Genomic DNA, 17315 nt, shown 5'->3' with positions numbered 1-17315 from the left:
ATCCCTTCCCCTTGAGCAGGTTAATAAACAACGGTTTCCCCATCCTGCGGAATACTGACTACCCCGGCAATCTGATTATCCGCGACGTACTGGCGCATCTCTTCGCGTCTCACCAGACAATGGTTAACCGCCTCCAGGTGGATGGCCATGATTTTCGCTTCCGGCAGGGCGAAATGCGCCTTCAGCAGATCCTCTTTACCCATGATGATCGGGCCAAAGCCGATAACGTGAGCGTAACCGGCGTTAAGCACCACCACATCCGGGCGCAGCTTCAGCATGTCGGCTTCGATCTCATCGCGCCAGATGGTATCGCCGACCAGCCACAGCGTCTTCTCCTGCGGATGACGGAACACCACGCCGCAGGCCTCGCCCAGACGTTCAGCCATCGCCGGTACCGCGTAGGTACGGTCGCTGCCATGTTGCCCGGAAGTGGTTTTCTGCAGACTAACGCCGGCAAATTCACTGTCTGCCGACAGCAGGCGGATATCCTGAAATCCCTGGCTGCGCAGCAGCGCGGCGTCGGCCTCATGCTGGACGAAAACCGGCAGGGCTTTCGGGATCGCCGCGATCGCCGCCTCGTCCCAATGATCGTCATGGGTATGGGTGACGATAACCGCGTCAACGTCGATAATCTTTTCGCGGGAAAACGGCAGCGCCACCAGCGGATTACGTAGCTCGCTGCGCGCGGTTCCGGGAAAGCCCGGCCAGGCGCCTTTGTCAGCCAGCATAGGGTCGATCAGGAACTTTTTACCAGCGTATTCAATAATCTGTGTAGCATTGCGGATATGGGTGATGTTCATGTTAGCGTTCCTCTGTGGGGTAATCTGACGAACATCGTACTGAGTACCAGCCTGGCGCAATATGGGCGTTTGGGCAATGATCGATGGAATCGGGCCAACCTGCGACGGTTGCCAATCACAGCCGGCTATGTTGTTCTGAAGGTTAAACTTTCTACAGGAATGGCAGGATGAAGAAGAAACTAACCGCCGCCGATATGCACAACCCGCAGGTCATCGCCGAGACGCCGTGGTTCAGCATGCGCAAGGTAGGTATTGATGTCGCCCCCGGCGAGCGGCGCGACTTTTATTCCATTCACTACCCGCGCCCGGCGGTCGGAATTGTGGCGCTCCAGGATGACAAAGTGCTGCTGATTCGTCATTACCGCTATCTGATCGATAAGGTGGTGTGGGCCATTCCCTCTGGCGGTGTCGATGAAGGCGAAGAGCCCGCCGTCGCCGCGCTGCGCGAACTGCGCGAAGAGACCGGCTGGCAGGCGCAACGCGCCGAGGAAATCATCCGCTACAACCCGTCATACGGCAGCAGCGACCAGCTGTTTATCACCTGGCTCGCCACCGATTTAAGCTGGGTTGGCATGGACGCAGATCAGGATGAAGTGATGGAAACCGGCTGGTTTACCTTCGAGGAGATAAACCAGCTGATCGCCCGCGGCGAAATGCCGGACGGGCTGTCTCTGGTGCCGCTACTGCACCTGATGGCGCAGCGTAGATGATTACCAGCCCGGTACCGCGCCGCCGTTGAAGATGGTTTCTGCCGCCTTCGCCACTTCCGGCGACTGGTACGACTGCATAAACTCTTTCACGTTTTCGGCGTCTTTATTGTCTTCACGCGCCACAATGATGTTCACGTATGGCGAGTTTTTGTCTTCAATAAAGATGCCATCGCGCACCGGCGATAACCCGGTTTGCTGCAGGTAGGTGGTGCTGATAATGGCGACATCGACCTTCGGATCGTCCAGCACCCGCGGCAGCTGCGCGCCCTCCAGCTCCATAATTTTCAGGTTGCGCGGGTTGCTGGTGATATCCACCGCCGTCGGCAGCAGGCCGGTGCCCGCTTTGAGGGTAATCAGTTGCTCTTTTTGCAATAACAATAGCGCGCGGCCGAGGTTGGTCGGGTCGTTGGGAATGGCGATGGTCGCGCCATCTTTAATATCGGCAACGGATTTAATCTTGCGCGAATAGCCGGCCATGGGAAAGACGAAAGTATTGCCGATGGCCACCAGGTGGTAGCCGTGCGCTTTGTTGTCTTGTTCCAGATAGGGACGATGCTGGAAGACGTTGGCATCCAGCTCCCCGGCGTTGGTGGCATCGTTCGGCAGCAGCGAGCCGCTAAAGCCCACCAGCTCGACGTCGAGGCCATATTTTTCTTTCGCCACCTTCTTCGCCACTTCCGCCACATCCTGTTCCGCGCCGTTAATCACGCCGACTTTTATGTGTTTGGCATTGTCATTCTTCTGGTCACAGCCCGCTAACAGCAGGCCAGCCAGCATCACTGCCGCCGCCGTGCGTAAACGCCATTTCATTGTTAGTACCCCGTCAGTCCATGGAAAATCATTATTATATTTCGAGCAAAACTATAACGATTTTGTGCTCGATTTTTAAACACGAAAAGGTATCAATAAGATGAAAATCGTCTAAGCGCGGGATGAAGCGATGGCCAGCAGCTCCCCGGTAGCGCTTACGCTTACCGGGGCTACCGACCGAATGCCCAACCATAGCCCGGATGAGGCATTAGCCGACATCCGGGACTCTTCCCCGGTAGCGCTTACGCTTACCGGGGCTACCGGCCGAATGCCCAACCGTAGCCCGGATGAGGCGTTAGCCGACATCCGGGACTCTTCCCCGGTAGCGCTTACGCTTACCGGGGCTACCGGCCGAATGCCTAACCGTAGCCCGGATGAGGCGTTAGCCGACATCCGGGACTCTTCCCCGGTAGCGCTTACGCTTACCGGGGCTACCGCCCGAATGCCCAACCGTGGCCCGGATGAGGCGTTAGCCGACGTCCGGGACTCTTCCCCGGTAGCGCTTACGCTTACTGGGGCAACCGTAGCCGGGGAAATACGCTTAACTCAGGTCGACGTTTTTGCTGGCGAACAGCCAGGTGAGCACAAAACCGCATAGATACGAAACCGCCAGACCGCCGGCGTACACCGCCATCCCGGCATAAATTCCGCTTCCGGAGGTCATCAGCGGCAGCGCCACCAGCCCCGAGGGGCCGAACACTGTGTTCAGGCCGACCGGCAACCCCAGCCAGGCAATCAGGCCCACGAAGAAACCGCCGCAGGCGCCGCCGATACAGGCGGTAATAAACGGTTTCATACGCGGCAGGGTTACGCCGTAAATCAGCGGTTCGCCAATACCGAGGAAGCCCGGAATAATCGCCCCTTTGATTTGGGTTCGCAGCAGCGAATCGCGCTTCGCGCGCCAGAACAGCGCCAGCGCCGCACCCACCTGCCCGGCCCCGGCCATCGCCAGGATCGGGAACAGCGAGTTAAAGCCCTGCGCATCCACCAGCGCAAAATAGACCGGCACAAACCCCTGATGCACGCCGAACATCACCGCCAGCAGGAACAGCCCGGCCAGCACCGCCGAGCCAAACGGATTGCCGTTAAGATGCAGGAACAGCCACGACATACCGGTAAACAGCCAGCCGCCAATCGGCATAATCACCGTAAAGGTCACCGCGCCCATAATCAGCAGCGTCACCGCCGAGGTGAGGATCATATCGAGGTTAGCGGGCATTATCCGCCGCACCTGACGCTCCACCCACGCGCCAAGAATCGAGGCGATTAGCACGCCGATAATATTGCCGCGCGGGTCGATACCGTGGCCGAAGAAGGTCGAAATTCCGGCGTAGAATCCGCTGGTTGCTTCCGGGTTGTAGCCCAGCACGAACAGCGAGGCGATAATCGCGCCGTTCACGCCCGAACCGCCGAAGGCTTTCTGAGCGTTATAGCCAATCAAGATACTCAGGAAGGTAAACATCCCTTTGCTGAATACCTTCATGTAGCCAATCAGCGCCACCAGGCTGGCGTTAGGGTGCGTGTTCTCCAGCACGAAGATTTGTTCCGCCAACGTGGCAAAGCCCAGCAGCAGACCGACGGCGATGAATCCGGGGATCAACGGCGTAAAGATAGTGGCGAACTTCGCGAGAAATTTCTGTACCCCGCTGGTCTGTTTGCTCTTCAGCGCCTGCTTTTTTTCCGCCGCCACATCCGCCAGCGAGGCGGCTGCCTGCGGCGCCGCATCCATCAGGCCGTTCATCATTTCCGCGGCGGTCTGCGCCTTGCCGGGGCCTAATACCACCTGGAACTGTTCATCGCTGACGATAACCCCCATCACGCCGTCAATCTGGCGAATGGCGGCGCTATCGGCCAGGCTTTCATCGCGCAGGGTCAAGCGCAGGCGCGTCATGCAGTTACCCGCCTGCGCCACGTTTGCGGCCCCGCCGACGTGAGCCAGGATCCGCGCTATCATCTCTTTCGTTATTTTTGCCATTGCCTGTTACCTGTCTGTCGGCGCTCAGGTGTTGCTTAGCGCCTTGCGGATATAACCGTTGTTTTTCGCCAGCAGCGACTGCGCTTCTGCGGCGCTTAAGTCAGCCAACACCATCACAATCGCCGTCTTACAGTGGCGGCCACAGGCATCCAGCGCATTCTGCGCGGTGGCGCGATCGCAGTCGGTCGCTTCCATCACGATAGACACCTGGCGCTCAATCAGCTTGGCGTTGGTCGCTTCGACATCCACCATCAGGTTGCTGTAGACCTTGCCGATGCGGATCATCGCCCCGGTGGAGATCATGTTTAGCACCAGCTTCTGCGCGGTGCCGGCTTTCAGGCGGGTCGATCCGGTAACCACTTCCGGGCCGACCACCGGGGTAATTGCGACATCCGCCAGCTGCGCCATTTCACCGTGCGGGTTACAGCTGACGATAGCGACAAACGCATTTTGGCTATGGGCGTATTCCATCGCACCAATGACGTACGGCGTACGCCCGCTGGCCGCCAGCCCCACCAGCACATCGCGGTTGCTGAAGTTAAGGTTCTGCAGGTCCATCGCCCCTTGCGCTTTATTGTCTTCCACGTTTTCCACGGCGCTCAGAATCGCTTTATGTCCGCCGGCGATAATCCCCACCACCTGTTCCGGACGGGTGCCAAAGGTCGGCGGGCATTCGCTGGCGTCCAGAATACCCAAACGCCCCGACGTGCCGGCGCCGATGTAAATCAGCCGTCCCCCGGCCCGCAGCGCCGCCGCCACTTTATCCACGACTTCCGCTATCTGCGGCAAGTAAGGCGTTATCGCCTGCGCCACTTGCTGATCTTCCTGGTTTATCACCGTCAGCATGTCGACAGTGGAGAGGGTGTCAATGTTGGCGCTGTTGGCGTTGCGTCGTTCGGTCAGCAGTTTGCTCAGGTCGATACTCATAAAAACCTCGTTATTCTCAGTTGCGCGCAGTATAAGGAATTTTTTATTCCATTCATGTGAAGAGTATCACGATTAATACGCTGGGGATAATAGGGAAATAGTAGACATATTGCGGTAGTCAGGATGGAATATTTTATTACAAAACGGATATTTGGCCGAACAGAAAGGGTTTGACGACTCTGCAATCACAAAAATTAATGGAGGAAATCAGCCTGTTTTGTGACAGTAAGAAGGCTTAAACCGACCTGGAAACCGCGCAACTGGAGAAACTTAATGGCTCTAATAATTACAAAAAGCATTAATCCCGACGATCAACAAGAATTGTTTGCCGGCCTACGGCAGTATAATCAGCAGTATCTCGACGCAGCTCAGTTTGGCGATCTGGGCATTTACTCCCGCGATGAGCAAGCGGTAATGCGCGGCGGGCTTATCGCCAAACGCAAAGGCAACTGGCTGTGTATCGAATACCTGTGGGTGAGTGAAGCGACGCGCGGCAACGGTCTGGGCCGCGAGCTTATGCAGGAAGCGGAACAGCAGGCGCAGGCGTTGGGCTGCAGTCATTTGCTGGTCGATACCTTTAGCTTCCAGGCGCTGCCGTTTTATCAGAAATTAGGCTATCAGTTGCAGATGTCGCTGCCCGATTTCCCGCACGCGGGTATGCAGCGGCACTACTTGTCGAAAGCGCTGTAACGATAACCGCGGATAAGGCGCGACTTTTGCGCCGGATGGCGGCTACGCCTTATCCGGCCTACAGTTCTTAGGTAGCCCGGACAAGGCGCAACGCGCCGCCTCCGGGAAAATCCCTGCGCCAGGAGAGTCATAACGCAGAAGCAGTGTCGGCATCTGAATTAACACCTTAACCGCCGACCCCGTGGCCCATTAACGCCAGCGCGTGGCTCACAATGGTCTGCCGGGTTACCGCCTGTAAACGCGGATCGCTATGGATGCGCGAGAACGGCACCAGCACCAGGCTAATCACCGTGGTAAACAGCAGCTCCGGCGCCAGCGCCGGGTTAATTTTCCCTTCCTGCTGCCAGCGGCGAACCGTCTCCAGCATCACCTGAAAACGCTCCTCGCCGAAGCGCGCATCCATGTGCTGGCGCAGCATCGGCATCTCGCCGATGATCTCCTGCATCCACAGCGGCGCAAACCAGGCATTTTGCTCCGCCATGTCCGCCAGGGTCTCAACCATCATCGTCAACGCCGTCACCGGATCCTGCGGATGGTCGACAAATATGCAGCTGATATCGTTGCGCAGCGGCATAAAGCGCTCTTCCAGCAAATTCTCAATCAGCGCTTCCCGCGACGTAAAATAGTAATTCAGCATCGCCGGCGTCACCCCGGCCTCTTTGGCAATGGCATTTAGCGACACGCGGGCCGCGCCGTGACGAGCAAACAGCGCCAGGGCGATATCGATCAACTGCTCGCGGTTAGCGGTTCCCGGCTTTTTACCGCGTGGCCGACCAGGGCGGCGCGGCGCTTCATTAGCTTTTTGTGCTGGCATATGTTGGCGATCTCTTGACCCGATTCATCATTTCCCTAAATATTAATTATGCATTTAATTAATTTCAAGCGAGTGATGCAATGACATCTGAAGTCGCAAGCCAACCGGCGCCGTCAATCCGCCTGCTGTTCAGCGCCCTGCTGCTGGTGATGCTGCTGTCGGCGCTGGACCAGACCATTGTCTCCACCGCCTTGCCTACTATCGTTGGCGAGCTCGGCGGGCTGGATAAACTCTCGTGGGTGGTCACCGCCTATATCCTCAGCTCGACCATCGTAGTGCCGCTGTACGGTAAATTCGGCGATCTGTTCGGGCGTAAAATCGTGCTGCAGGTGGCGATCGTGCTGTTTCTTGCCGGTTCCGCGCTCTGCGGGCTGGCGCAGAACATGACGCAACTGGTGCTGATGCGCGCGCTACAGGGGCTCGGCGGCGGCGGCCTGATGGTGATCAGCATGGCGGCGGTCGCCGACGTTATCCCACCCGCCAACCGCGGACGCTATCAGGGGCTGTTCGGCGGCGTCTTCGGCCTGGCGACGGTTATCGGCCCGCTGATCGGCGGTTTCCTGGTACAGCACGCCTCGTGGCGCTGGATTTTCTATATCAACCTGCCGCTGGGCCTGTTCGCACTACTGGTCATCGGCGCGGTATTCCACAGCAGCAACAAACGTAGCCAGCATCAGATTGACTGGCTGGGGGCGATTTACCTCAGCATGGCGCTGTTGTGCATCATCCTGTTTACCTCGGAAGGCGGCAGCGTCCATGCGTGGAATGATCCGCAGCTGTGGTGCATTCTGGCCTTCGGCATCGTGGGGATCATCGGCTTTATCTATGAAGAACGGATCGCCGTCGAGCCGATTATTCCGCTGTCGCTATTCCGCAACCGCAGCTTCCTGCTGTGCAGCCTGATTGGCTTTGTTATCGGCATGTCGCTGTTCGGTTCGGTCACTTTCCTGCCGCTCTATTTGCAGGTGGTGAAAGAGGCGACGCCAACCGAGGCCGGGTTACAATTAATCCCGCTGATGGGCGGCCTGTTGCTGACCTCGATCATCAGCGGCCGGATGATTAGCCACACCGGGAAATACCGGATTTTCCCGATTATCGGTACCCTGCTCGGTGTGACCGGCATGGTGCTGCTGACCCGTATCACCATTCATTCGCCGATGTGGCAGTTATACCTGTTTACCGGCGTGCTCGGCGCGGGCCTGGGGCTGGTGATGCAGGTACTGGTGCTGGCGGTACAGAACGCAATGCCGGCGCAGATGTACGGCGTCGCAACCTCCGGTGTGACCCTGTTCCGCTCAATTGGCGGCTCCATCGGCGTGGCATTGTTCGGCGCGGTCTTTACCCATGTGCTGCAAAATAACCTGCAGAAACTGTTGCCGGAGGGCGCGGCGCTGCCGCCAGCCATGAACCCGGTGGCGGTACAGCATCTGCCAACGGCGATCCGCCTCGATTATCTCGACGCCTTCGGCGCGGCGATCCATGCGGCGTTCCTGATGGCGGCCTGCATTATGGCCGTCGCGTTTGTTCTTTCCTGGCTATTGAAGGAGGCGCCGCTGAAAAGCGCGGCGCATTAAGCGGCCCCGGCAATACGCAGCAAGGACTGGCGCAGCGCCGGCGCGGCAAAATCGATAAATTTCCGCAGCTTAAGCGGCGCCAGCTCCCGCGCGGTATATAACAAATGAACCGGCGCGGGCTCCGGCTCGACGCTTTCCAGCAGCAGACGCAGTTCCCCGCAGCGCAGGCCATCCAGCGCCTGATAGTGCAGCAAGCGGGCCACCCCAACGCCCAGCCGGGCGGCATCGGCGGCGCTCTCCGGCGTGGTGACGGCCAACACCGGCGGCAGATTAATCAGCTGATCTTCCCGTTCAACGGCGCGAAAGCGCCAGCCGCGATAGGGCATCGGCGATTCAATACGGATGATCGGCAGCGCCGCCAGATCGCGCGGACGCTGCGGTTCGCCGTATTTCGCCAACAGCGCGGGATGGGCGCAGGCTACAATGCGCATCGCGCCCAGCCGGGTGGCCACCATGCTGCTATCAGCCAGTTCACCAATCCGTACTGCCAGATCGATATGGTCACCGACCAGATCGGCATTACTGTCGCTGAGTAACAAACGTACGCGAATCTGCGGATAACGGGCGATAAATTCACTAATAACTGGCAGAACGTGCTGGCGACCAAACATGGTCGGCGCGGAGATCACCAGCTCGCCCTTCGGCTCCTGGTATTCACCCGTTGCCCGGCGTTCGGCGTTTTCCACCTCTTCGAGGATCCGCCGCGCGGCGGCGACATAATCGACGCCGGCATCGGTAAGGGTGAGTTTACGGGTAGTGCGCGTCAATAAACGGACTCCCAGCGCGCTCTCCAGCTCGCCGATATTACGGCTCACGGTCGTCAACGGCGTATTCAGCGCCCGCGCCGCCGCCGACATACTGCCCAGTTCAGTGACTTTCACCAGCAGCGCCATAGCGCTTAATCGGTCCATTATTCTCCCGTTATCCGGAAAGATGATTACCAGATAAGCAGTATTATCATTTTTCACAGCACAGTCCATGATAGCCCCCTACCTTCAGGAGGCGTTATGGCAGCAACCTTTCTCGATATCGCGATCACCCCGGATGTCATGGATGTGCAACATGAAATGGGCAGCGACCAGCTGTGGCAAACGCCGCACAGCCGCCGTCAGGCGGATCGCTTCGGCGCCAGCGAAGAGGGGATGATCGCCACCCGCGACAGTTTTTATCTGGCGACGGTGTCGCAAAGCGGCTGGCCCTACATTCAGCATCGCGGCGGCTCGCCGGGTTTTCTGCGCCTGCTGGATGACACCACGCTGGCCATGGCCGATTTCGGCGGTAATCGCCAGTACATCACCACCGGCAACCTGCGCGGCAGCGACCGGGCCTGCCTGTTTTTGATGGATTACCCGCGCCGTGCCAGGCTGAAAATCTACGCCACCGTCGAGGTGCTGGCGGCGGAAGAGCAGCCTGAGCTGCTGGCGTTAGTGACGCCGGCAAACTACCGCGCCCGCATCGAACGCCTGTTTCGTTTTCATCTGCAGGCTTTTGACTGGAACTGCCCGCAGCACATTACGCCGCGCTACAGCGCACAGCAGGTCGCGGAATACAGCCAGAGCCTGCAAGAGCGTATTCATGAACTGGAGCAGGAGAATCAGCGCCTGCAGCAACAATTATCCCCAAAAGGAGAGTCCTGATGAGCGAACAACGTCCCCCGTTACCGCCGTTTACCCGCGACAGCGCCGCGCAAAAGGTGCGCGCCGCCGAAGATGGCTGGAACAGCCGCGATGCGCAAAAAGTCGCGCTGGCATACACCGTGGATAGCGAATGGCGCAACCGCAGCGAATTTGTCCACGGACGGGGGCAAATCGTGGAGTTTCTGCAGCGAAAATGGCGTAAAGAGCTGCAATACCGGCTGATTAAGGAGCTATGGGCATGGCAGGATAATCGCATCGCCGTACGCTTCGCCTATGAGTGGTGCGACGACAGCGGCAACTGGTTTCGTTCGTACGGCAATGAAAACTGGCAGTTTGATGAGCACGGCCTAATGTCCACGCGCTACGCGTGCATTAACGATTTGCCGATCGCGGCAAGCGAGCGCCTGTTCCACTGGCCTCAGGGTCGCCGCCCTGACGATCATCCGGGGCTAAGCGAACTGGGACTGTAAACAGGCGCGCGACGACGGGTTAATCGGCTTTCGGGAAGTCCACTACCGTGTCGTTAACCCGGTTCACCATGTTGGTGAACAGGATGGCGCTGACGGCGCTGACGATCTCAATCACCTGCTGGTCGCTAAAACCGGCGTGACGCAGCGCGGCGACGTCCGCTTCCGGCAGCATACCGGTGGTGGTCACCAGGGTTTGGGCGAATTTCACCAGCGCGTCCAGGCGCGCATCTTCCGTATACACGCCGCGGCGCAGGGCGTGGATTTGCTCGCCGCTGAAGCCCGCTTTTTTGGCCATCAGGGTATGGGCGGCCAGGCAGTAATCACAGCCGGTCGCTTCGCTGACCGATAAATTAATCGCTTCCAGCTCCTGCGCGCTGAGGCTGCTTTTATGCAGCATCGCGTTGTGCGCCAGCGCCTGTTGCAGCGCCGCCGGCGAGTGGCCGCCGATGGTCAGATAGGCATTCGGCACTTTACCCATCGCTTTTTTAATTCCGGCGAAAATATCGGCGGCTTTCCCGGTGGCATCTTGTTCACGGATATCGGCTAAACGGCTCATGGTGTACTCCTGTTATTTGAGGGTATGTTGTGGCAATGGAGACATCTTAGTGGTCGGCGGCGTGCTAGACTGGCGCTCTTCGTCTCATTTTTTTGTCTTATCGTCTCAGGAGTCGCATGGATAGTTTGAGCCATCTGTTGACGCTGCTGGCCCCGCGTTGCGAAGTGAATCTGCATTGCCGTTTCGGCGGCCGCTGGCAGGCCGGACACGATCAAATGCGAGCGGGCGTGGTGCCGTGGCACTTTGTGTTGCGCGGCGAAGGGCGCCTAACCGTCGGTCATCAAACCCGCCACATGCGCGCCGGCGACGTGATCCTGCTGCCGCACGGTTCGCCGCATCTGATGGAGAGCCTGGTGGAGTGGGGCCAGGTACTGCCCGTCGCCCATCGCTTTAACGGCACGCTAACGGAAGTGCGTACCGCCGTGGAAAGCGACGCGCTGGAGATGCTGTGCGGCGAGTTTTACTTCGGCCCGCACGTCAACTGGCTGTTCGCCGAAGAGTCGGAGCTTATCCATTTACACACCGACGAGCGCGAAGATTGCCCGGAGCTGGATATATTGCTTAACGTGCTGGTACGCGAAAGCCTGGCGGAACATCCCGGCGGTAGCGCTATCGTGCGCAGCCTTGGCGATACGCTGCTGGTGCTGCTGTTACGTACCCTGCTCGGCGCGCAGGAGCCGCCGGGCGGCCTGCTGCGCCTGATGAGCGATGCGCGGCTGATGCCGGCCGTTCTCGCGGTGCTGGCCGCGCCGGAACAGCCGTGGACTATCGAGAGCATGGCGGCGCGGGCGTTTTTATCGCGCGCCACCTTCGCCCGTCATTTTGCCCGCGTCTATCATCTGACGCCGCAGGCGTGGCTGTCGCAACTGCGGATGGCGATGGCCGCTCGCCTGCTGCATCTCGATCGCCAGGCGCGGCTGGAAGTGATTGCCGAACGCTGCGGTTTTCAATCACAGGCTTCATTTGCGAAAACCTTTAAAAAACACTACGGCATGACGCCGGGCGAGTGGCGTCGGCATTGACATCCTCCCCGTCCTAAAGGACGGGGATTCCTACAGCTAGACGGCAATGTCCTGCCGCGAGAATGTTCTTTGCGGCGTTAACGTCGCGATCATGAGCGGTTCCGCACTCACAACAAGTCCATTCTCTTATTCGCAAACCTGCTCTACCTTTCGGACTGTTGTTGGAGATAGCCCCGCAACACGAACAAGCCTGGGTGGAATACCTTTCGTTGACCACTTCGAACACCACTGAGCGCGCAATCGCTTTATATTCCAGTTGTGTTTTGAGCATCGCCCAGCCAGCGTCCAGGACGCTTTTAGCCATTTTGGTTTTGGCTAACTTGCTGCTGCTCACATCGCCTACGAATATCGCCGCATGGCTGTTTACCAGCGCCGTGCTGAACTTGTGCAGGGCATCTTTGCGGCGATTCTTAATTTTGGCGTGGATGGCGCGTACACGGGCTTTTTTGCCTGCCTGTTGCGCCTTGCCTAATGCTGGTTGCAGGTCGCGATAAAAACGACCGGCGATCAGTTTGCTGCCATCGGATACCGTGGCGGTATCCTTTAACCCGAGGTCTATGCCGACAGCGGTCGCGCCCGTGGTATGGACGGTCGCAACCTCTACGCAGATATTGAAGTACCATCGCCCTCGGCTATCTTCGGAAAAACTGCCTGCGCGGAATTTGTAGCCCGCAAGACCGTAGCTATCCCAAACTTTAAAGTAGTGCCCGGCGAACTTAACGCAGCCGTTTTGCCACTTCGCCTGCTTTGATTTGAACGGCACCCAGCCCAGCGAACGGCGAGCGCCGCCACTGACGCGCCAGCGCAGGCGGGAACGCTTGAACTGTTTCCGCGCCTTGCCGTGGTGAGCGATCACTTCCTGCACTGTAGCGCTGCCGATGGAATAGCCGCGCTCACGCTGTATGCCGGTTGTCATCTTCTGAACATCAAACGCGGTTAACCACTTTGGAACCTGCGCACCAAAAACGCCAGCGTTGCTGTATGCCTCGCTGGTTATCTCGTTTGCCAGATTAAAGACCTGATTGACCTCAAAGGCCATCTGCCGCAAAACGGCGGCGTGGCAGTCTTTAACTCTGACTGATAAAGTTTTGGTCTGAATGCTCATAACGAGCTACGCTACTCGCATAAAATCACTTTTGCAAGGTTGGTCTATGGACTTAATATATCGAACGGGGCGACATTGCGTTTTCATGCTGCACTGTCATTTAATCTTCATAACGAAGTATCGCGGGCGTGTCTTTAATGAAGCGCACCTGGAAACGCTTGAGGGGATTTGTCGCAACGTTTGCGAGCTGTTTGAATGCGAACTGGTGGAGTTTAACGGTGAGTCGGATCACGTTCACATGCTGCTTAACTTCCCGCCGAAGGTATCAATCAGCAAGCTAGTTAACAGCCTAAAAGGGGTTAGCAGCCGCAAGATGAAATTGCATCATCCAGACCTGCATAAACCCGCCTGGAAGTCAGACGCTCTATGGTCGCCGTCTTATTTCGCTGGCAGCGTGGGCGGTGCGCCCCTTGAAGTGATTAAGAAATACATTGAGGATCAGAACCGGCCTCATTAGCGCCCTGGCGGGCGCTTCGCTCTACATCCCCGACCTCAAAGGAAGGGGCTTTCCGCGAAACCCCTGGTAAAACACGCGCCGCGTCGCCGCCGTGCTATGATTCCTGCTTTGCGCTATTTCACGCGAGGGAAAAATGGGTTCCAGCAAAAGAGGGATGTTGAACGTATTGATCGCCGCCGTCCTGTGGGGCAGTTCCGGGGTCTGCGCGCAGTACATTATGCAGCAAAGTCAGATGTCATCGCCCTATCTGACCATGATCCGCCTGCTGTTCGCCGGGCTGATTTTGCTGATGCTCGCTTTCGTTCACGGCGACAAAATTTTCCGCGTCATGCAAAACCGCAAAGATGCCCTTAGCCTGCTGTTTTTCTCGCTGGTCGGCGCGTTAACCGTGCAGTACACCTTCCTGATGACTATCGAGAAGTCGAACGCCGCCACCGCCACGGTGCTACAGTTTTTGTCGCCGACGATTATCGTCGCCTGGTTCGCGCTGGCGCGTAAGGCGCGGCCCAGTCCCTTTGTGCTGCTGGCGATTGGCACCTCGCTTGCCGGCACCTTCCTGCTGGTCACCCACGGCAACCCGACCTCGCTCTCCATCTCGCCGGCGGCGCTGTTCTGGGGGATCGCTTCTGCCTTCGCGGCGGCGTTTTATACCACCTATCCCTCAACGCTTATCGCCCGCTACGGCACGCTGCCGATCGTCGGCTGGAGCATGCTGATTGGCGGGGCGATGCTATTGCCGTTTTATGGCAGCCAGAGCGCGAACTTTGTGGTGAACGGCCGTCTGCTGCTGGCGTTTTTCTATCTCGTGGTGATCGGCACCTCGCTGACTTTCAGCCTGTATCTCAACGGCGCTCAGAAAATTGGCGGCGCAAAAGCCGGGATCCTCAGCTGCGCCGAGCCGCTGAGCAGCGCCCTGCTCTCTCTCTTGCTGTTGGGCATTACCTTTACTCTGCCGGACTGGCTGGGGACGCTGTTGATTCTCTCTTCGGTCATTCTTATCGCGGTGGATTCCCGGCGGCGGGTACGCGCGGCGTAATAGCAATCGTCTGATTTTAAACAACAAAAAATGTCTAACATTTGCGCAATTCACCTGCTGCGCATATAGTTGACTGAAGCGAAAAGTGAAGGAGAAGCGCCATGAAAGCGTGTTGGATGTTGTGTCTGGTTACTGCCCTTAGCGCCAGCGCGGCGTGGGCCGAATCGCCGCTGCAAAGCCTGCAGTTTGAGCAGCAAAAACAGCAGGTGTTGAAAGCGGTGAAGGAAAAATGCGCCCCGGCGAGCACCCTCAGCGATAACGATTTCGCCAATAAAATCCTCGCCTCGAAAGACAACCAGAGTTACGTTCGCGAAGCGACGCTGGCGAAAGAGCGCAATAATCAAAAAGGCTATCTGGCCGCCATTGATAAAATTCGCTGCCCGGGTAAATAACGGGCTGAATTATCAGGAAAACCGTTGCCACTCCAAATTATCCTCACCTGAGTTCGGTACTTCGCCGGACTCAGGCTTTACGTCCCATGAGGGCGTTACCCTCACCGTATCTCCTAAATAATATGTTTTATCGCGATGAGCTATCAGAGGCCGCCAGGTAGCGATCGCGTCAGTATAAGTGTAAGCTCCACATATCTGCTCACTGGAGATCTCATCATGACTGTAAAACGTAAAACGCAAAACGTGACCGTCACTCTCGAACGGGATTTACTCAATCGTGCGCGCGAAGCCGGTGTAAATATGAGCGCTACATTAGCCGCAGCGCTTGATGCTGAGCTGAAAAAACATGCTGCCCTGCGTTGGCGCGAAGCTAATGCTGAAGCAATAGCTGCAATGAATGCTTTAGGGGAAGAGACCGGATGCTTTTCTGATGAATATCGGAGTTTTTGACAGTGCAATATTATGTCTACAGAAGTACCAGTAAAAACCCGGCCTTCCCACTTTTAATTGATGTTACCAGTGACATTATTGGCGACATTAATCGCCGCTTAGCGATCCCGTTAATGCCCGTTGAGCGACTCGGTGTTAATCCCGCGCCGGAGCGTTTAAACCCGATACTGGCTTTGGTTGACGGGAAAAAATACGTTTTGATGACACACGAAGCGGCAACCATTCCTGTTAAAGCCTTAGGGGTCGAGTTTTGCGATGCGAGCGGATACCGCAACGCTATTAAAGGAGCGCTCGATTTCATGCTTGATGGCATTTAGATACGCATGTTTAGAATATCTCCGCACCTCTAGGGAATAATTAAGTCGCCGCGCAGCAGGCTGCCGCCGGGCTGCGGGCTTTTGCCGATCAGCCAGTTGACGATCCGCGAAGCCATCGCATCCATCGAATACTCAATCGCCGGGATGGTTGGAATACCCGGCATCTGCAGCGAACCCGCGAGACTGAAGACCATTACTTTTTCCGGCACCGCGCGGTTAAACGCCTGCAGCTGCGGCACTACCCGCTGCGCCTGCAGTTCATCGCTCACCAACAGCGCATTAAAGTTCAGGGTAGTGGCGTTATTCATCAGCTCCTGCACCGCCACCGACGACGAGGGGCAGTCCAGGAAGACCAGGTTGCGATTAAACGGCAGGAAGTTCTTCTCCAGCGCATGCTTATAGCCCAGCAGCACCTGGTCGGCAAAGCCGCTCCCCTGCGGATGGATCAGCGCAATCTGCCGCCGCCCCTGATTAATCAGATAATGACAGGCGGTTTCCGCGGCGAAGGCGTGATCAAACTGAATACTGTTCTCGCCATCGCTTTCCAGACAATCAATCAGCACCACATCGGGGCGCTCGATCTGCAGCGGAAAGCGCGCGCCGATGATCAGCACGTCATCACACAGGCCACAGGTGAGTTCATCCAGCGCGCTTAATACGTCGCCGCGGTTATTGGCGAAGCGCAGCAGTAGATGCTTCTGATGCTGGCTGAGCTGTTTTTCCAGGGCGTAGAGATAGCTGGTGGTCTGATTGATGTTGTCCTGCGCGCAAATCACGCCGATACAGCCCGTCGACTGGCTCAGTAAGGATTGGGCAATCATATTGGGCCGGTAGTTAAGCGTTTCCGCCGCCTGGAGCACCGCCTGGCGGCTGGCCTCTTTTACCCCGCGCGAACCGCTGAGCACGCGCGAAACCGTGGCTTTCGATACCCCGGCTAACCGTGATACATCATTGATTGTCGACATCTTTTTTCCCCTGGCAGGCGCGGTTAGGCCCCTGTAACGCTGTGTCCTGAATCGCTTCAATTATAACCAGCGGCAGTATAGCCGTTTCCTTTTTTATTTGGAAACCGATTTTCCATTTTGGCAAAAAACCACGCCAAATCGACATTATTTTGTGAGCAAAATCTAATTAGTAAGGCCGCTAACGATGAGTTATTGACCGCGCTCACAGTTCTGTTTTTTATAAATGGAAACCGGTTTCCGTCTGATATCAAATCATCCTCGCAATAACTTTTTACATATGAGGAAAACCGTCGATGTACAAGATTATGCTGTGCTGCTCCGCCGGAATGTCCACCAGCCTGCTGGTGAGGAAAATGGTGGATGCCGCAAAGGAACGCGACCTGCCGGTGCAGATTGACGCCTATGGCGTTGCCGAATTTGATATGCAGTTTCCGCAATACCAGGTGGTGCTGCTTGGCCCGCAGGTCAAATACATGCTGAAAATGCTTAGCGAGAAAGCCGCTCCCCTGAATATTCCCGTCCAGCCTATCGATACGATGGATTACGGAATGCAGCGGGGAGATAACGTTCTGAATTATGCCCTGTCGCTGATCGCCGCGGCGCACTAA

Annotated in this window: 22 protein-coding genes; 12 read left to right on the top strand and 10 right to left on the bottom strand. The window is 57.3% G+C overall.

The features are described from left to right. Positions 1-20: 20 nt before the first annotated feature. Complete coding sequence (locus ABLV66_RS00370; protein WP_348876620.1) at positions 21-800, bottom strand: MBL fold metallo-hydrolase; 780 nt, start codon at positions 798-800, stop codon at positions 21-23. 167 nt (positions 801-967) lie between these two features. Between ABLV66_RS00370 and ABLV66_RS00365 the strand changes: the two genes are divergently transcribed. Beyond that, complete coding sequence (locus ABLV66_RS00365; protein WP_047047607.1) at positions 968-1510, top strand: NUDIX domain-containing protein; 543 nt, start codon at positions 968-970, stop codon at positions 1508-1510. Here ABLV66_RS00365 and nlpA read toward each other — a convergent pair whose 3' ends face one another. From nlpA to murQ, 4 genes are all read right to left on the bottom strand, one after another. Further along, positions 1511-2320 carry a lipoprotein NlpA gene (nlpA, locus tag ABLV66_RS00360; RefSeq protein ID WP_047047605.1) on the bottom strand — a complete coding sequence of 270 codons (810 nt, stop codon included), beginning with the start codon at positions 2318-2320 and terminating at the stop codon, positions 1511-1513. A 111-nt stretch (positions 2321-2431) separates the two neighbouring features. Then, on the bottom strand, positions 2432-2713 hold the full coding sequence (locus tag ABLV66_RS00355; protein ID WP_495523850.1) for a hypothetical protein: 282 nt from the start codon (positions 2711-2713) through the stop codon (positions 2432-2434). A gap of 148 nt (positions 2714-2861) precedes the next feature. Next, on the bottom strand, positions 2862-4295 hold the full coding sequence (gene murP, locus ABLV66_RS00350; RefSeq protein ID WP_047047603.1) for a PTS N-acetylmuramic acid transporter subunit IIBC: 1434 nt from the start codon (positions 4293-4295) through the stop codon (positions 2862-2864). A gap of 24 nt (positions 4296-4319) precedes the next feature. Continuing rightward, the gene (gene murQ / locus ABLV66_RS00345; RefSeq protein WP_015369100.1) at positions 4320-5222 is read right to left on the bottom strand and encodes an N-acetylmuramic acid 6-phosphate etherase; all 903 of its coding nucleotides are present in this window, start codon (positions 5220-5222) and stop codon (positions 4320-4322) included. 273 nt (positions 5223-5495) lie between these two features. Here murQ and ABLV66_RS00340 point away from each other — a divergent pair, with 273 nt between their 5' ends. Continuing rightward, positions 5496-5912, top strand: a complete 417-nt coding sequence (locus ABLV66_RS00340) for a GNAT family N-acetyltransferase (protein ID WP_049061460.1) — start codon at positions 5496-5498, stop codon at positions 5910-5912. A gap of 166 nt (positions 5913-6078) precedes the next feature. On the opposite strand, the gene ABLV66_RS00335 is transcribed toward ABLV66_RS00340, so the two are convergent. Beyond that, a complete protein-coding gene (locus tag ABLV66_RS00335) occupies positions 6079-6726 on the bottom strand; it encodes a TetR/AcrR family transcriptional regulator (protein ID WP_348877037.1) in 648 nt (215 codons plus the stop codon). Between the two features lie 80 nt (positions 6727-6806). Between ABLV66_RS00335 and ABLV66_RS00330 the strand changes: the two genes are divergently transcribed. After that, positions 6807-8300, top strand: a complete 1494-nt coding sequence (locus ABLV66_RS00330) for an MDR family MFS transporter (RefSeq protein ID WP_348877038.1) — start codon at positions 6807-6809, stop codon at positions 8298-8300. Here ABLV66_RS00330 and ABLV66_RS00325 read toward each other — a convergent pair. Then, positions 8297-9268 carry a LysR substrate-binding domain-containing protein gene (locus tag ABLV66_RS00325; protein WP_162183996.1) on the bottom strand — a complete coding sequence of 324 codons (972 nt, stop codon included), beginning with the start codon at positions 9266-9268 and terminating at the stop codon, positions 8297-8299. The two genes, ABLV66_RS00330 and ABLV66_RS00325, sit on opposite strands and share 4 nt — an antisense overlap. Positions 9269-9307: 39 nt before the next feature. Here ABLV66_RS00325 and ABLV66_RS00320 point away from each other — a divergent pair, with 39 nt between their 5' ends. Beyond that, a complete protein-coding gene (locus ABLV66_RS00320) occupies positions 9308-9937 on the top strand; it encodes a pyridoxamine 5'-phosphate oxidase family protein (RefSeq protein ID WP_348877039.1) in 630 nt (209 codons plus the stop codon). Beyond that, positions 9937-10407 (top strand): nuclear transport factor 2 family protein, encoded by a 471-nt coding sequence (locus ABLV66_RS00315; RefSeq protein WP_316422752.1) that lies wholly within the window; start codon positions 9937-9939, stop codon positions 10405-10407. The genes ABLV66_RS00320 and ABLV66_RS00315 overlap by 1 nt, the downstream gene beginning before the upstream one ends. Positions 10408-10426: 19 nt before the next feature. Here ABLV66_RS00315 and ABLV66_RS00310 read toward each other — a convergent pair whose 3' ends face one another. Continuing rightward, complete coding sequence (locus tag ABLV66_RS00310; RefSeq protein WP_348877040.1) at positions 10427-10963, bottom strand: carboxymuconolactone decarboxylase family protein; 537 nt, start codon at positions 10961-10963, stop codon at positions 10427-10429. 116 nt (positions 10964-11079) lie between these two features. Between ABLV66_RS00310 and ABLV66_RS00305 the strand changes: the two genes are divergently transcribed. Beyond that, positions 11080-11985 (top strand): AraC family transcriptional regulator, encoded by a 906-nt coding sequence (locus ABLV66_RS00305; RefSeq protein ID WP_348877041.1) that lies wholly within the window; start codon positions 11080-11082, stop codon positions 11983-11985. Positions 11986-11998: 13 nt separating this feature from the next. Here ABLV66_RS00305 and ABLV66_RS00300 read toward each other — a convergent pair whose 3' ends face one another. Next, positions 11999-13090, bottom strand: a complete 1092-nt coding sequence (locus ABLV66_RS00300) for an RNA-guided endonuclease InsQ/TnpB family protein (protein ID WP_348877042.1) — start codon at positions 13088-13090, stop codon at positions 11999-12001. Between the two features lie 46 nt (positions 13091-13136). Here ABLV66_RS00300 and tnpA point away from each other — a divergent pair, with 46 nt between their 5' ends. From tnpA to ABLV66_RS00275, 5 genes are all read left to right on the top strand, one after another. Next, positions 13137-13547 carry an IS200/IS605 family transposase gene (tnpA, locus tag ABLV66_RS00295; RefSeq protein ID WP_063416198.1) on the top strand — a complete coding sequence of 137 codons (411 nt, stop codon included), beginning with the start codon at positions 13137-13139 and terminating at the stop codon, positions 13545-13547. A 133-nt stretch (positions 13548-13680) separates the two neighbouring features. After that, positions 13681-14583, top strand: coding sequence for an EamA family transporter (locus tag ABLV66_RS00290; protein WP_015369087.1), 903 nt, complete (start codon positions 13681-13683; stop codon positions 14581-14583). A gap of 101 nt (positions 14584-14684) precedes the next feature. Next, entirely contained in the window at positions 14685-14975 is a 291-nt protein-coding gene (locus ABLV66_RS00285) for a YicS family protein (protein WP_045390509.1), read from the top strand. Positions 14976-15191: 216 nt separating this feature from the next. Beyond that, a complete protein-coding gene (locus ABLV66_RS00280) occupies positions 15192-15425 on the top strand; it encodes a type II toxin-antitoxin system CcdA family antitoxin (protein ID WP_045390507.1) in 234 nt (77 codons plus the stop codon). A gap of 2 nt (positions 15426-15427) precedes the next feature. Continuing rightward, positions 15428-15742, top strand: coding sequence for a CcdB family protein (locus ABLV66_RS00275; protein ID WP_047078232.1), 315 nt, complete (start codon positions 15428-15430; stop codon positions 15740-15742). A gap of 29 nt (positions 15743-15771) precedes the next feature. On the opposite strand, the gene ABLV66_RS00270 is transcribed toward ABLV66_RS00275, so the two are convergent. Continuing rightward, positions 15772-16707 carry a LacI family DNA-binding transcriptional regulator gene (locus tag ABLV66_RS00270; RefSeq protein WP_047047582.1) on the bottom strand — a complete coding sequence of 312 codons (936 nt, stop codon included), beginning with the start codon at positions 16705-16707 and terminating at the stop codon, positions 15772-15774. 293 nt (positions 16708-17000) lie between these two features. On the opposite strand from ABLV66_RS00270, the gene ABLV66_RS00265 reads away from it, so the two are divergent. Further along, positions 17001-17315, top strand: coding sequence for a PTS sugar transporter subunit IIB (locus tag ABLV66_RS00265; RefSeq protein ID WP_015369080.1), 315 nt, complete (start codon positions 17001-17003; stop codon positions 17313-17315).

The organism is Klebsiella sp. CN_Kp073, from assembly GCF_040065495.2.
GTDB lineage: Bacteria > Pseudomonadota > Gammaproteobacteria > Enterobacterales > Enterobacteriaceae > Klebsiella > Klebsiella aerogenes.
This window is presented reverse-complemented; position numbering and strand designations above follow the sequence as displayed.